The organism is Citrobacter sp. wls829, assembly GCF_005280825.1.
GTDB classification, from domain to species: Bacteria; Pseudomonadota; Gammaproteobacteria; order Enterobacterales; family Enterobacteriaceae; genus Citrobacter; species Citrobacter gillenii.
This window is the reverse complement of the sequence record NZ_SZWP01000052.1, coordinates 47,116-60,046: the sequence shown is the minus strand read 5'-3', so window position 1 is coordinate 60,046 and position 12,931 is coordinate 47,116. Positions and strand designations below refer to the sequence as shown.

The window sequence follows — 12,931 nt, the reverse complement described above, 5'->3', positions numbered from 1 at the left end:
ATATTTTTTTATTCTACTGATACTGCAACCAGTTTCCATTTATCATTTTCTTTGAGCATAGTAACGTTAATCTCGCCGGATTCTCCATTTTTAAAAACAACGCTTCCAGACAAAGAACCAACATCATTTTCTACGTTGAAACTATCAAAACTGTATTCACTAATATCATCAAAATGAATAGACTCGGTTACAAGCTTAAAATCCTCACTGTCCATTTGTCTTTGCAGAGAAGAAGAGCTTGCCTGATAAGCCTGAACATATTGTCCATCACGGAGCAAGTCTATCTCTGATCGCGCAGCATCCTTCAATTCACCCATCGAAGAAAAGAGGAAAGTACCCAAGCCAATAAAAATAATCAGTGCGGCAATCACCGCTCCCGCAATAACAAATTTTCTTTTTTTCTTGTCTGCTAACAGACCACGAACCTGCCATCCCGCATCACGAGCCATATCAAAAATAGGGTCCGTAATTTCCGTTGATGTAAATTTATAGCTGTCAATTTTACCGAAGCTACCGTCTTCTTTTTTACCCCAGGATCCCCCAGCAGAAAACTCAAGACGTTTCCCGATTTGGACAGATTTGCTCAATCTGAACCCACCCAAATCTGCATCCCACTCAACATCGGTAGTTTTTTCCCGATAGCTAATCTGATTTTTACTTTCATTGAAAAACAGTCTTAGCTCATATTGTTTTTGCAATCCGTATTGACTGAAATAATCTTTCCACTCAGCATCTACGATATTCCAGGATGCAACGATATCATCGCCATCTTCACATAAAATGAAAGGATGCTCGTTGTTGTTGTTTAAACTCAGTAATTTTAATTTAAGATTGGCTAAAGAAAGCGGTTCCATCTGACTCATTTCCTTTCCTTGTGTAGGTAGTTATGGAAAGTATCTTAGCCACAATTGTGGCTAAGATTAATCAGCAGAATTTTTTTTCAGAAAAGTGCGGGGGTGGAATTATAAGTAAGTGACCGGGGTGAACAGGTGCAGCCAACACACCTGTAACACGAAAGACGACGGAAAAATTATTCGACGCCTTTGCTACGCAGATAGTCTTCGTAGTTACCAGTGAAGTCGATCACGCGTTCCGGCGTAATCTCAATCACGCGAGTGGCCAGTGAGCTGACGAATTCGCGGTCGTGAGAAACAAAGATCAGCGTGCCCTGATACATTTCCAGCGCCATGTTCAGCGATTCGATAGATTCCATATCCAGGTGGTTGGTAGGTTCATCCATCACCAGAATATTCGGTTTCTGCATCATCAGCTTACCGAACAGCATGCGCCCTTTTTCACCACCGGACAGCACTTTAGCAGGCTTTTTGATATCGTCCTGGCTGAACAGCAGACGGCCAAGGAAGCTGCGAACAACCTGCTCGTCATCGCCTTCTTGTTTCCACTGGCTCATCCATTCGAAAACGGTCATATCGTTTTCGAACTCATATTCGTGATCCTGCGCGTAGTAGCCGATTTGCGCATTCTCAGACCACTTAACGGTGCCATTATCCGGCGCCATGTCGCCGACCAGCACTTTCAGCATGGTCGATTTACCCACGCCGTTAGCCCCGATGATGGCAACCTTCTCGCCCACTTCCAACAGCAGATTGAAGTTTTTAAACAGCGGGCCGTTATCAAAACCTTTGGTCAGTGCTTCGACTTCCAGCGCGTTACGGAACAGTTTCTTATCCTGTTCGAAACGGATAAACGGGTTCTGACGGCTGGATGCTTTCACTTCGTCGAGCTTGATTTTATCAATCTGACGCGCACGAGAAGTCGCCTGACGAGATTTCGAGGCGTTGGCGCTAAAGCGGCTGACGAAGGATTGCAGATCGGCAATTTGCGCTTTTTTCTTGGCGTTATCGGCCAACAGACGCTCACGTGCCTGGGTTGCTGCCGTCATGTATTCATCATAGTTACCCGGATAAACACGCAGCTCGCCGTAGTCCAGATCCGCCATATGCGTACAGACCATGTTCAGGAAGTGACGGTCGTGCGAAATGATGATCATGGTGCTGTCACGCTCGTTCAGCGTCTGCTCCAGCCAACGAATGGTATCAATGTCCAGGTTGTTGGTCGGTTCATCGAGCAGCAGGATGTCCGGGTTAGAGAACAGCGCCTGCGCCAGCAGCACACGCAGCTTCCAGCCTGGTGCCACTTCGCTCATCGGGCCGTAATGTTGTTCTACCGGAATACCGACGCCCAGCAGCAGTTCACCGGCGCGAGACTCCGCCGAATAGCCGTCCATCTCGCCGTATTTAACTTCAAGATCGGCAACTTTGTAGCCGTCTTCTTCGCTCATTTCCGGCAGCGCATAGATACGGTCACGTTCCTGTTTCACTTCCCACAGTTCAGCGTGACCCATAATAACGGTGTCCAGAACGGTGAACTCTTCAAAAGCGAACTGATCCTGACGCAGCTTACCAATGCGTTCGTTCGGATCGAGGGAAACGTTACCCAGCGTCGGTTCGAGGTCGCCGCCGAGAATTTTCATAAAAGTGGATTTACCGCTACCGTTGGCGCCAATCAGGCCGTAACGGTTGCCGCCGCCAAATTTGACGGAAATATTTTCAAACAGCGGCTTACTGCCGAACTGCATGGTGACGTTGCTGGAAACTAACACTGGCGTATCCTGAAAGAAGAAATATGTGACGAACCGCTTATTATGCCATAAGTCTGGAATAAGATCGCGCCTCTCGTGCGTGAGGGTTAAAGTGAAAGCAAAGGGAAAAAAATGTGATTTAGTACACATCCGAATTCCTTGTTGCTCCGAATGCACATATAATGCGTGCCCAACACTACATAAATCTCAACCCACTAGCCTGCTTGGCTTCAGAATCTCGCAAAAATGAATATGAAATTGACAACGCTTTTCGCGGCGGCGCTCGCAGTAGTTGGTTTTTGTAACACTGCCTCAGCCGTCACGTACCCGCTGCCTACCGATGGTAGCCGTTTGATTGGCCAGAACCAGGTCATCACCATTCCTGAAGGCAACACCCAACCGCTGGAGTACTATGCGGCTGAATACCAGATGGGTCTGTCCAACATGCTGGAAGCCAACCCGGGCGTGGATACCTTCCTGCCGAAGGGCGGCACCGTGCTGAACATTCCTCAGCAGCTGATCCTGCCGGATACCGTGCATGAAGGTATTGTTATCAACAGCGCTGAAATGCGTCTGTACTACTACCCGAAAGGCACCAACACCGTGATCGTTTTACCGATTGGTATCGGCCAGTTAGGTAAAGACACGCCGGTTAACTGGACCACCAAAGTTGAACGTAAGAAAGCCGGTCCGACCTGGACGCCAACCGCCAAGATGCACGCAGAATACCGCGCTGCGGGCGAACCGCTGCCAGCCGTTGTTCCGGCCGGTCCGGATAACCCGATGGGTCTGTACGCACTGTATATCGGTCGCCTGTATGCCATCCACGGGACCAACGCGAACTTCGGTGTTGGCTTACGCGTCAGCCACGGCTGCGTGCGTCTGCGTAATGAAGATATCAAGTTCCTGTTTGAAAACGTTCCAGTCGGCACGCGCGTCCAGTTTATCGATGAACCGGTAAAAGCGACGACCGAGCCAGACGGCAGTCGCTATATTGAGGTGCATAACCCACTGTCTACTACCGAAGAACAGTTCGAAGGCGGGGAAATCGTACCGATTACGCTGACCAAGAGCATTAAGAGCATCACCGCTCAGCCGGATGTCGACCAAGCCGTCGTTGAGCAGGCAGTCCAGAACCGTTCTGGTATGCCGGTTCGTCTGAACTAAGCATCAAAAAATGCCGGATGGCGGCTGTCGCCTTATCCGGCCTACAGATTAAGTAGGCCCGATAAGCGCTAGCGCCATCGGGCATAATCCTCACATCATCTGCAGCAAACCATATCCCACCAGCGCTGCCCAGATCAGCATCGGCACAGAATACCAATGAAAACGCCACCAGATACGTCGATCGTTTGCCATGCGTAAGGCAATAAGGTTCGCCAGCGATCCCGGTAACAGTCCAAAACCACCAATATTGACCGCCCAAGCCAGCAATACCGTTGGCGGGACGTAGTTCAGCAGCAAAATAGTGCTGGGCACATTACTGATAAATTGCGACAGGCCGATTGCCGTCAACCATAGACCGGGTTGCGAAAGGGTACCAACGTGGCCCGAAATGCCCCCGAGTACAGGTAACTGTGTCAACAGATGCACATCGATAAACATCGCCATAAACACCAGCAGCAGCGTCCAGTCCACACTTAAGATCACACGGCGAGCCAGCACCATAAAGCCTGCAGCGACAATCCCTATCCCCCAAAGCTCAAGCTTGAGTTCCAGCGCCGTTAAAAAGACCAGATACAATGCCAGGCAACTCCACACCAGTCGGGGTTGCCAGTCAGGTGCAGACGTGCCGGTATGATAGTGCAACGCTTTACGCGGAAAACTAAACCAGCACAGCGCCACCAGCGTTAGCATCATCGCACCGGCGAGCGGCGCCATTTGCCAGGTAAACGCGGTAAATGACAGCCCGGATCGCCCCCACATCAGGATGTTCTGCGGATTACCGATCGGCGTCAGCAGCGATCCAGCGTTGACCGCCAGTGCCTCAAAAATAATCAGACGATTCACCGGGATCGCGCACCGTTTTTTCAGGGTGATGGTGAGCGGAACCACAATAAACAGGGCAACATCGTTGGTCAGAAACGTCGACAGTAACGCCGCCGCCAGCACCATAAATATCGCCAGCTGACGTTCTGTTTTAAAGCGGCGGGTCATCTTGCGGCCTAGCACATCAAAATAACCGCTTAGCTCCACACCTTTGGTCAGAAGCATCAGCCCTGCGAGTGTAATAATCGTGTGCCAGTCAATGGCCCCCGGCCAGTTCCGGGGCGCAAACGGCGCGAACAGACTCAGTACACACCCGGTAATAATGAGTAGCTGGAAAAAACGATCGCGCTGCAATGCGCGTAATAAAGGAAAACTCATTCAGAGTCGGTGCCTTGCTGTTGGGTAAACCGGCTAAACGCCTCCAGCGTTTCCTTGCTCACGTGGTGTTCCATCCCTTCCGCATCGCGGCGGGCGATTTCCGGGCTGATGCCTAACATTAGCAAGAAATTTTCGACGATCTGATGACGCTCGCGACTCTCCTGCGCCAACTTCTCGCCTTCTGCGGTTAAGAACACCCCGCGCCATGGGATCATTTCAATCAACCCCACAGAAGCAAGACGCTTGAGCATCTTAGCAACGGTGGGCTGGGAAACGCCAAGCCGGGCGGCCATATCCACCTGACGCGCTTCTCCCACCTCAATAATGAGATCGGAAATCAGCTCCACGTAATCATCGATCAGTTCACGTCGGTGTGCCTCCCTGACCTGACGAAACCCTTCAACATGTTCCTCAACATTCACCAATTGCGTCACTTTTTTTGTTGTTGGCATACCTGCGCAACGACTCATTCTGCTTCCTCGTTCCTGTGACGCGTTAACAGCATCTGATTAGAGAACGGCCATTGTAAACCAGAGTTGCTTGGGCACAAAAATTTAACGTTTTAGCAATAGCTATATAATATAGCCTGTGCTATATCTGTATATAATAAAGACATCCCTCAAGGACTGATGGGAATGTGAAGTCAGGAGGTTCATATGAATGAATTCAAGAGGTGTATGCGCGTGTTTAGTCACTCTCCCTTTAAAGTACGGTTAATGCTGATCGCGATGCTGTGCGACATGATCAACGGCAAACCGGAGCAGGATAAACCTTCCGGAAAATAATGCGGCGTCGCGGTACGCCGCTTCTTTTTCCTGCCGTCTCCTCGATACGGTGGTCAGTTTTTCTCCCAATAACCCTTCTTTTTGTCCGTTTTGCCATCCCCTTCGCAAAACATTTTCTTTGTAGTAGTTGACCTTCTCCCGTACACACTCTATCTTTTCGCAGCCCTGCGTATATTGCGGCTCGCAGATGCGGACCTCATCCCTCTTCTCGCTCTCTCAGGCAGGCAATGACCCTTTGCGCCAGGGTAAGCACATGGCGTTTTTGCAACAGTGGCATATGAATTTAACCCTCAAAGATTCGCTTATTGCTCGTAGCCGGGTGCTAAGCCCGTGGACTGGCTTTTATTTCTTACAGTCTCTGCTGATTAACCTCGCACTGGGCTACCCGCTTAGCCTGCTTTATAGCGTCGCCTTTACCTGCATACTGCTGCTGTTGTGGCAATATGCACCGCGCACGCAAAAAACGCTGATCGGCATTTGTTCACTGATTGCAGCAATGTATTTTCCATTTGGTCAGGCTTACGGCTCGCCCAACTTCAATACCCTGCTGGCGCTGCACTCGACCAACATGGAAGAGTCCACCGAAATCCTGACCATCTTCCCCTGGTACAACTACCTGGTTGGCGTGTTTATCTTTGCCCTCGGCGTGCTCGCCGTACGGCGTAAAAAAGTCGCGACGAAACGCCGCTGGAATAAATTCGACAGTCTGTGTTTGCTGGTCAGCATCGTGGCGTTTTTTGTGACGCCGGTGCAAAACCTCGCCTGGGGCGGCGTCTTCAAATTAAAAGATACCGGCTATCCGGTGTTTCGCTTTGCCAAGGACGTTATCGTCAATAATTACGAGGTTCTTGATGAACAAGACCGTATGGCGAAGCTGGCGAGCGTTAAAGACACCTGGACTGTGACGGCGGTGAAACCTAAGTACCACACCTATGTCGTGGTGATTGGTGAAAGCGCCCGTCGTGATGCGCTAGGCGCGTTTGGCGGCCACTGGGACAACACACCGTTTGCCAGCAGCGTTAACGGCTATATTTTTGCAGATTACATCGCGGCCAGCGGATCAACGCAGAAATCACTTGGCTTAACGCTGAATCGGGTGGTCGATGATAAGCCGCAGTTCCAGGATAACTTTGTCACCCTCGCCAACCGCGCCGGATTCCAGACGTGGTGGTTCTCTAACCAGGGACAGATCGGTGAATACGATACGGCAATCGCCAGTATCGCCAAACGCGCTGACGAAGTTCATTTCCTGAAAAACGGTGACTTCGAAGCCGATAAGAACACCCGCGATGAAGCGCTGTTGAAGATGACTGCTCAGGTGTTAGAAACGGAGCGAACTCAACCCCAGCTCATCGTGCTGCACTTGATGGGTTCGCATCCGCAGGCCTGCGATCGTACCCAGGGAAAATACGAGACCTTCGTTCAGTCGAGAGAGACATCGTGTTATCTGTACACCATGAAGCAGACCGACGACCTGCTGCGCCAGCTCTACGATCAGCTGCGTAACAGCGGCGACAGCTTCTCGATGGTTTACTTCTCCGATCATGGGCTCGCCTTTAAAGAACGCGGTAAAGAAGTGCAGTATTTGGCACACGACGATCAGTTCCAGCAGAATTTCCAGGTGCCGTTTATGGTGATATCCAGCGACGATAAAGCACACCGAGTGATTAAAGCCCGTCGTTCCGCGAATGACTTCCTGAGCTTTTTCTCACAGTGGACCGGGATCAGCGCGAAAGAAATTACCAACCGCTACCGCTTTATCTCGGAGAAAAAAGCCGGACCGGTGTATATCACCAACTTTAAATTACAGAAAGTGGACTACAACCATCTTGGTACCGATATCTTCGAGACCAAATCACGCTAACCGTGCAAATCACAGACAAAAAAAATCCGCCCCTCGAGGCGGATTTTTCATATCACCGAAGTGATTAGAAGCGGTAACCCACGCCAGCAATCCAGGTGCCAACGTCAACGCTACGAATACGGCTCTGCTCGTAAGAGAAGTCCAGAGCAACGTTTTCGATCGGGTTGAACTGCAGGCCCGCACCGTAAGAGAAACCGTAGTCGCTGGTGCTGTGGTTGTCAGCAGGAGATGCTGCGTTCTGGAATTTACCGTAGCCAACACCAACAACGCCGTAGATGCTTGCCCAGTCGTTCAGACGGTAAGCAGGACCTGCAGTGATGCCGTAGTATTGGGTTTTGTTGTAGTCGCCAGAAGCATCGGTACGATCTTTTTCAGTGTAAGTGAAAGAACCGATTACGCCCAGCGGGTTGTTGTCCTGCTCGTAGCGATACTTCAGGTTAAAACCGTTCATTTTGTTCGCAGCGCCCTGAGCATCGCTCTGAGCATAACCACCGGTCACGGTAGAAGTAGACGCAACAGCGGAACCTGCGGAGAAAGCCAGAACAGCGGCCAGTGCTGAAAGACATGCAATTTTTTTCATAACCACCTCAAATGTGCTTCAAGTAAATCTTAAGTTTTAAATATACCAAAAATTGATGGGAAACTCTTTGCGATTAGCGATGTCTAACGGGGGTTTTCATGTAACAGAACATTTCAAACACCCGCTATCTCTTTCAATTAACATCACTTTTATAACGAATAATGCCATTATTGCGCGCACAATACGGCACATTCATCCGGAAAATTCCTAATCACGCAGATTATTAATCCATCACTTTCAGGCCATTGTACGGATCTGTGCAGTTTTTTTTTCAACGAATACTCAACCACCTGCGTGTATTTCCAGTACACTCGCTCTTTTACTTAAATTGACAGGAGAAAGGATGCTGGGGTCGTCACGTAAAACGCCAGTCTGGTTACCTATTTTGGTTCTGCTGATTGCAATGTCCTCTATACAAAGCGGGGCATCACTGGCGAAGTCGCTATTCCCTGTTGTCGGCGCACCAGGCGTTACCGCGCTACGTCTGGCACTGGGAACGCTAATCCTCATCGCATTCTTTAAACCCTGGCGGTTACGCTTTGCCAAAGAGCAGCGTCTTCCTCTGCTGTTTTATGGTCTGTCGCTGGGTGGGATGAACTATCTCTTCTACCTGTCGATTCAGACCGTCCCGCTCGGTATTGCCGTGGCGCTGGAGTTCACCGGACCGCTGGCAGTCGCGCTGTTCTCTTCCCGACGCCCAGTGGATTTCATTTGGGTCGCACTGGCCGTACTCGGGCTCTGGTTCCTGCTGCCGTTGGGTCAGGACGTGTCGCACGTCGACTTAACCGGTGCCGCGTTGGCGCTGGGCGCAGGTGCCTGCTGGGCAGTCTATATTCTTACCGGCCAGCGTGCTGGTGAAGAGCATGGCCCGGCAACCGTGGCGGTAGGGTCGCTGATTGCAGCGATCATTTTCGTGCCGCTGGGCGCGATTCAGGCCGGAGATGCGCTGTGGCACTGGTCGATTCTGCCATTGGGCTTAGCGGTCGCCGTCCTCTCTACGGCGCTGCCCTATTCGCTGGAAATGATCGCCTTAACGCGCCTGCCTACGCGCACTTTTGGCACGCTGATGAGCATGGAGCCTGCGCTGGCGGCTGTTTCCGGCATGATCTTCCTCGGAGAAACGCTGACGATGGTACAAATGCTGGCGCTGGGAGCCATTATTGCCGCGTCAATGGGCTCTACGCTCACCATCCGTAAAGAGCCACAAATTAAGCAACTTGACGTGAATTAACCTGCCGTTATTCTGCATGGTTTGCATAATCATGCAGAATAGCCTTTTGTTTATCTCAGTGATTATTATTCTTATACCGCCATTGTTTCTCAATTCCTATTTCCTACGAATATAAACATCCAGAAAAAATAGCTGACAACAGATTACAATTGCACTTATGCATATGATCCAATTGAATATTTATATTTCCCATCCTGTTCACTATTAAAGTGATAGGTAAGGCCAGAAAATTAAAACTAATTTTAGGTCTATACTTACTCTCGTTGAATGACCTGGAACATAGATATCAAGAGGATATGAGATTATGAGTACCGCAAAACTGGTAAAAACAAAAGCATCCCCCCTTCTTTATACCCGTAACGATGTATCCGACAGTGATAAGAAAGCGACCGTGGAGCTGTTGAATCAGCAGGTGATCCAGTTCATCGACCTGTCACTCATCACCAAACAAGCGCACTGGAACATGCGCGGCGCTAATTTTATTGCCGTACATGAAATGCTGGATGGCTTTCGTACCGCGTTAACCGACCACCTCGACACCATGGCCGAGCGCGCCGTGCAGTTAGGTGGCGTAGCGCTGGGGACAACGCAGGTTATTAACAGCAAAACATCGCTGAAAAGTTACCCGCTGGATATTCACAGCGTGCAGGATCACTTAAAAGAGCTGGCTGAACGCTATGCCGTGGTCGCTAACAGCGTGCGTAAAGCTATTAGTGAAGCCAAAGATGAAGATACCGCCGATATTTTCACCGCTGCGTCGCGCGATCTCGACAAATTCTTGTGGTTTATCGAAGCCAACATCGAATAACGGTCATGATAAGAAATTCCTATATAACCCTCGCCCCGGCGGGGGTTTTGCACTTTTTTAGTGCATAACATTGATCGATTATCACTGTAAAGTAAAATATTTGTAATAATCACCTCACACAATCGTTAACGAAAGATTGTTTTATCAACAATTTTTACGCTAAATAGTCATATCGTTTGTGCCGCCCCCTTCACGCACCAAATGAGTGCCCCGAAACGGTGCAGGCTGCCCACTTTGCCCTACTTATTGTGCAGCAAAACGTAACACCTTCTTGTTAAAACAATAAGTTGCAAAATTGGCACGATTATTTCATTAAGACATATGTTCTCGCAGGGGATCGCCCCGTGGATATAAAAGGAAATCCTATGAAGTCTGTATTAAAAGTTTCACTGGCTGCACTTACCCTGGCTTTTGCGGTGTCTTCTCATGCCGCGGATAAGAAACTCGTTGTCGCAACTGACACCGCTTTTGTTCCGTTTGAATTCAAGCAGGGTGACAAATACGTCGGTTTTGATGTGGATCTGTGGGCTGCCGTGGCCAAAGAGCTGAAGCTGGATTATGAACTGAAACCGATGGATTTCAGCGGCATCATCCCTGCGCTGCAAACCAAAAATATCGATTTGGCGCTGGCAGGTATCACCATCACCGAAGAACGTAAAAAAGCGATCGACTTCTCTGACGGCTACTACAAAAGCGGCCTGTTAGTGATGGTTAAAGCTAACAATAACGACGTGAAAAGCGTGAAAGATCTGGATGGCAAAGTGGTTGCGGTTAAAGGCGGAACCGGTTCTGTCGATTACGCGAAAGCAAACATCAAAACCAAAGATCTGCGTCAGTTCCCGAACATCGATAACGCGTATATGGAACTGGGCACTAACCGCGCAGATGCCGTCCTGCACGACACACCAAACATTCTTTACTTCATCAAAACTGCGGGCAACGGCCAGTTCAAAGCCGTAGGCGATTCTCTGGAAGCCCAACAGTACGGTATTGCCTTCCCGAAAGGCAGCGACGAACTGCGTGAGAAAGTGAACGGCGCGCTGAAAACGCTGAAAGAGAACGGCACATACAACGAAATCTACAAAAAATGGTTCGGTACTGAACCTAAATAATAACTCGCGATGTTGCCCGGTAGCGCGAAGCTTACCGGGCCTACACCAGCAGATTTGAGACCTGTAGGCCGGATAAGCCTGGCGCATCCGGCAAAACAGGCATTTGAATATTTACACCACGGTAACAGGAACGACATATGCAGTTTGACTGGAGTGCCATTTGGCCCGCCATTCCGCTCTTGATTGAAGGCGCCAAAATGACCCTGTGGATTTCGGTCCTCGGTCTGGCTGGCGGCCTGGTAATCGGGCTGGCAGCAGGTTTTGCACGTACCTTCGGCGGTTGGATAGCCAACCACGTTGCGCTGGTATTTATCGAAGTCATCCGCGGCACCCCCATTGTTGTGCAGGTGATGTTTATTTACTTCGCCCTGCCGATGGCGTTTAACGACTTACGCATTGATCCTTTCAGCGCCGCCGTCGTCACCATCATGATTAACTCCGGTGCCTACATCGCGGAAATCACCCGTGGCGCAGTGCTCTCAATTCATAAAGGTTTCAGCGAAGCCGGGCTGGCGCTGGGTCTCTCACGCACAGAGACTATTCGTCACGTCATTTTACCGCTCGCGCTGCGTCGTATGCTGCCACCGCTGGGTAACCAGTGGATCATCAGCATTAAAGATACCTCACTGTTTATTGTCATTGGCGTCGCTGAACTGACCCGTCAGGGTCAGGAAATCATTGCCGGTAACTTCCGCGCACTGGAAATCTGGAGCGCCGTTGCGGTGTTCTATCTGATTATTACGCTGGTGCTGAGCTTCGTTCTGCGTCGTCTGGAAAGAAGGATGAAAATCCTGTGATTGAATTTAAAAACGTCTCTAAGCATTTTGGTCCTACCCAGGTGCTGCATAACATCGATCTGAATATTGGTCAGGGCGAAGTCGTGGTGATTATCGGGCCTTCCGGCTCCGGTAAGTCGACCCTGCTGCGCTGCATTAACAAGCTGGAAGAGATAACCTCCGGCGAACTAATTGTCGATGGTCTGAAGGTCAACGATCCGAAGGTCGACGAGCGGTTAATTCGCCAGGAAGCCGGGATGGTATTCCAGCAGTTCTATCTGTTCCCACACCTGACCGCGCTGGAAAATGTCATGTTTGGGCCGCTGCGCGTGCGCGGGGCGAAGAAAGATCAGGCTGAGAAACAGGCCAAAGAGTTACTGGCTAAAGTGGGCCTCGCCGAGCGTGCGCATCACTACCCTTCTGAGCTTTCAGGCGGCCAGCAACAGCGTGTGGCGATCGCCCGTGCGCTGGCGGTGAAGCCAAAAATGATGCTGTTTGATGAGCCGACCTCAGCCCTTGACCCGGAACTGCGTCACGAAGTGCTGAAAGTCATGCAGGATCTGGCGGAAGAAGGTATGACGATGGTGATTGTGACCCACGAAATCGGCTTTGCCGAAAAAGTGGCCTCACGCCTGATCTTCATTGATAAGGGCCGTATTGCCGAAGACGGTAATCCGCAAACCTTGATTGAAAATCCGCCCAGCCAGCGTCTGCAGGAATTTTTACAGCACGTTTCCTGATGCTGACACCTCCCTTCTCCCCGAAGGGAGGTTCTCCCCCAGAATGTTCTGATTTCATGACCCTCC

At 50.2% G+C, this 12,931-nt stretch carries 13 protein-coding genes; 8 read left to right on the top strand and 5 right to left on the bottom strand.

From position 1 onward, the window contains the following. Positions 1-8: 8 nt before the first annotated feature. Positions 9-863 carry a hypothetical protein gene (locus FDW88_RS08110; RefSeq protein ID WP_249354879.1) on the bottom strand — a complete coding sequence of 285 codons (855 nt, stop codon included), beginning with the start codon at positions 861-863 and terminating at the stop codon, positions 9-11. Between the two features lie 167 nt (positions 864-1,030). After that, the gene (locus tag FDW88_RS08105) at positions 1,031-2,623 is read right to left on the bottom strand and encodes an ABC-F family ATPase (protein ID WP_135912347.1); all 1,593 of its coding nucleotides are present in this window, start codon (positions 2,621-2,623) and stop codon (positions 1,031-1,033) included. A gap of 225 nt (positions 2,624-2,848) precedes the next feature. On the opposite strand from FDW88_RS08105, the gene ldtB reads away from it, so the two are divergent. Next, positions 2,849-3,769: a L,D-transpeptidase gene (ldtB, locus tag FDW88_RS08100; RefSeq protein ID WP_115258985.1), complete on the top strand. Its 921-nt coding sequence runs from the start codon at positions 2,849-2,851 to the stop codon at positions 3,767-3,769. A gap of 90 nt (positions 3,770-3,859) precedes the next feature. Here ldtB and FDW88_RS08095 read toward each other — a convergent pair whose 3' ends face one another. Both FDW88_RS08095 and mntR read right to left on the bottom strand, forming a co-directional pair. Continuing rightward, entirely contained in the window at positions 3,860-4,969 is a 1,110-nt protein-coding gene (locus FDW88_RS08095; RefSeq protein WP_137362348.1) for an anion transporter, read from the bottom strand. Beyond that, the gene (gene mntR, locus FDW88_RS08090) at positions 4,966-5,439 is read right to left on the bottom strand and encodes a manganese-binding transcriptional regulator MntR (RefSeq protein ID WP_137362347.1); all 474 of its coding nucleotides are present in this window, start codon (positions 5,437-5,439) and stop codon (positions 4,966-4,968) included. The genes FDW88_RS08095 and mntR overlap by 4 nt, the downstream gene beginning before the upstream one ends. A gap of 186 nt (positions 5,440-5,625) precedes the next feature. Between mntR and mntS the strand changes: the two genes are divergently transcribed. Together mntS and FDW88_RS08080 are read left to right on the top strand one after the other, a co-directional pair. Continuing rightward, entirely contained in the window at positions 5,626-5,754 is a 129-nt protein-coding gene (gene mntS, locus FDW88_RS08085; protein ID WP_096757748.1) for a manganase accumulation protein MntS, read from the top strand. Positions 5,755-6,031: 277 nt separating this feature from the next. Beyond that, the gene (locus FDW88_RS08080; RefSeq protein ID WP_137362404.1) at positions 6,032-7,618 is read left to right on the top strand and encodes a phosphoethanolamine transferase; all 1,587 of its coding nucleotides are present in this window, start codon (positions 6,032-6,034) and stop codon (positions 7,616-7,618) included. A 64-nt stretch (positions 7,619-7,682) separates the two neighbouring features. Here FDW88_RS08080 and ompX read toward each other — a convergent pair whose 3' ends face one another. Further along, positions 7,683-8,198, bottom strand: a complete 516-nt coding sequence (ompX, locus tag FDW88_RS08075) for an outer membrane protein OmpX (protein ID WP_096757749.1) — start codon at positions 8,196-8,198, stop codon at positions 7,683-7,685. A 343-nt stretch (positions 8,199-8,541) separates the two neighbouring features. On the opposite strand from ompX, the gene rhtA reads away from it, so the two are divergent. From rhtA to glnQ, 5 genes are all read left to right on the top strand, one after another. After that, positions 8,542-9,429: a threonine/homoserine exporter RhtA gene (gene rhtA / locus FDW88_RS08070; protein ID WP_096757750.1), complete on the top strand. Its 888-nt coding sequence runs from the start codon at positions 8,542-8,544 to the stop codon at positions 9,427-9,429. 304 nt (positions 9,430-9,733) lie between these two features. After that, a complete protein-coding gene (gene dps, locus FDW88_RS08065; protein WP_096757751.1) occupies positions 9,734-10,237 on the top strand; it encodes a DNA starvation/stationary phase protection protein Dps in 504 nt (167 codons plus the stop codon). A gap of 365 nt (positions 10,238-10,602) precedes the next feature. Further along, the gene (gene glnH / locus FDW88_RS08060) at positions 10,603-11,349 is read left to right on the top strand and encodes a glutamine ABC transporter substrate-binding protein GlnH (protein WP_096757752.1); all 747 of its coding nucleotides are present in this window, start codon (positions 10,603-10,605) and stop codon (positions 11,347-11,349) included. Between the two features lie 137 nt (positions 11,350-11,486). After that, a complete protein-coding gene (gene glnP / locus FDW88_RS08055) occupies positions 11,487-12,146 on the top strand; it encodes a glutamine ABC transporter permease GlnP (RefSeq protein WP_096757753.1) in 660 nt (219 codons plus the stop codon). Beyond that, positions 12,143-12,865 carry a glutamine ABC transporter ATP-binding protein GlnQ gene (gene glnQ, locus FDW88_RS08050; protein WP_115258988.1) on the top strand — a complete coding sequence of 241 codons (723 nt, stop codon included), beginning with the start codon at positions 12,143-12,145 and terminating at the stop codon, positions 12,863-12,865. Before glnP ends, glnQ begins: the two co-directional genes overlap by 4 nt. Positions 12,866-12,931 lie beyond the last annotated feature (66 nt).

What these genes read in the sequence shown, in the direction of transcription:
- FDW88_RS08110 (WP_249354879.1), bottom strand. Translation starts at nt 863, where the DNA reads ATGAGTCAGATGGAACCGCTTTCTTTAGCCAATCTTAAATTAAAATTA.
- ldtB (WP_115258985.1), top strand. Translation starts at nt 2,849, where the DNA reads ATGAATATGAAATTGACAACGCTTTTCGCGGCGGCGCTCGCAGTAGTT.
- FDW88_RS08095 (WP_137362348.1), bottom strand. Translation starts at nt 4,969, where the DNA reads ATGAGTTTTCCTTTATTACGCGCATTGCAGCGCGATCGTTTTTTCCAG.
- mntR (WP_137362347.1), bottom strand. Translation starts at nt 5,439, where the DNA reads ATGAGTCGTTGCGCAGGTATGCCAACAACAAAAAAAGTGACGCAATTG.
- mntS (WP_096757748.1), top strand. Translation starts at nt 5,626, where the DNA reads ATGAATGAATTCAAGAGGTGTATGCGCGTGTTTAGTCACTCTCCCTTT.
- FDW88_RS08080 (WP_137362404.1), top strand. Translation starts at nt 6,032, where the DNA reads ATGAATTTAACCCTCAAAGATTCGCTTATTGCTCGTAGCCGGGTGCTA.
- ompX (WP_096757749.1), bottom strand. Translation starts at nt 8,198, where the DNA reads ATGAAAAAAATTGCATGTCTTTCAGCACTGGCCGCTGTTCTGGCTTTC.
- rhtA (WP_096757750.1), top strand. Translation starts at nt 8,542, where the DNA reads ATGCTGGGGTCGTCACGTAAAACGCCAGTCTGGTTACCTATTTTGGTT.
- dps (WP_096757751.1), top strand. Translation starts at nt 9,734, where the DNA reads ATGAGTACCGCAAAACTGGTAAAAACAAAAGCATCCCCCCTTCTTTAT.
- glnH (WP_096757752.1), top strand. Translation starts at nt 10,603, where the DNA reads ATGAAGTCTGTATTAAAAGTTTCACTGGCTGCACTTACCCTGGCTTTT.
- glnP (WP_096757753.1), top strand. Translation starts at nt 11,487, where the DNA reads ATGCAGTTTGACTGGAGTGCCATTTGGCCCGCCATTCCGCTCTTGATT.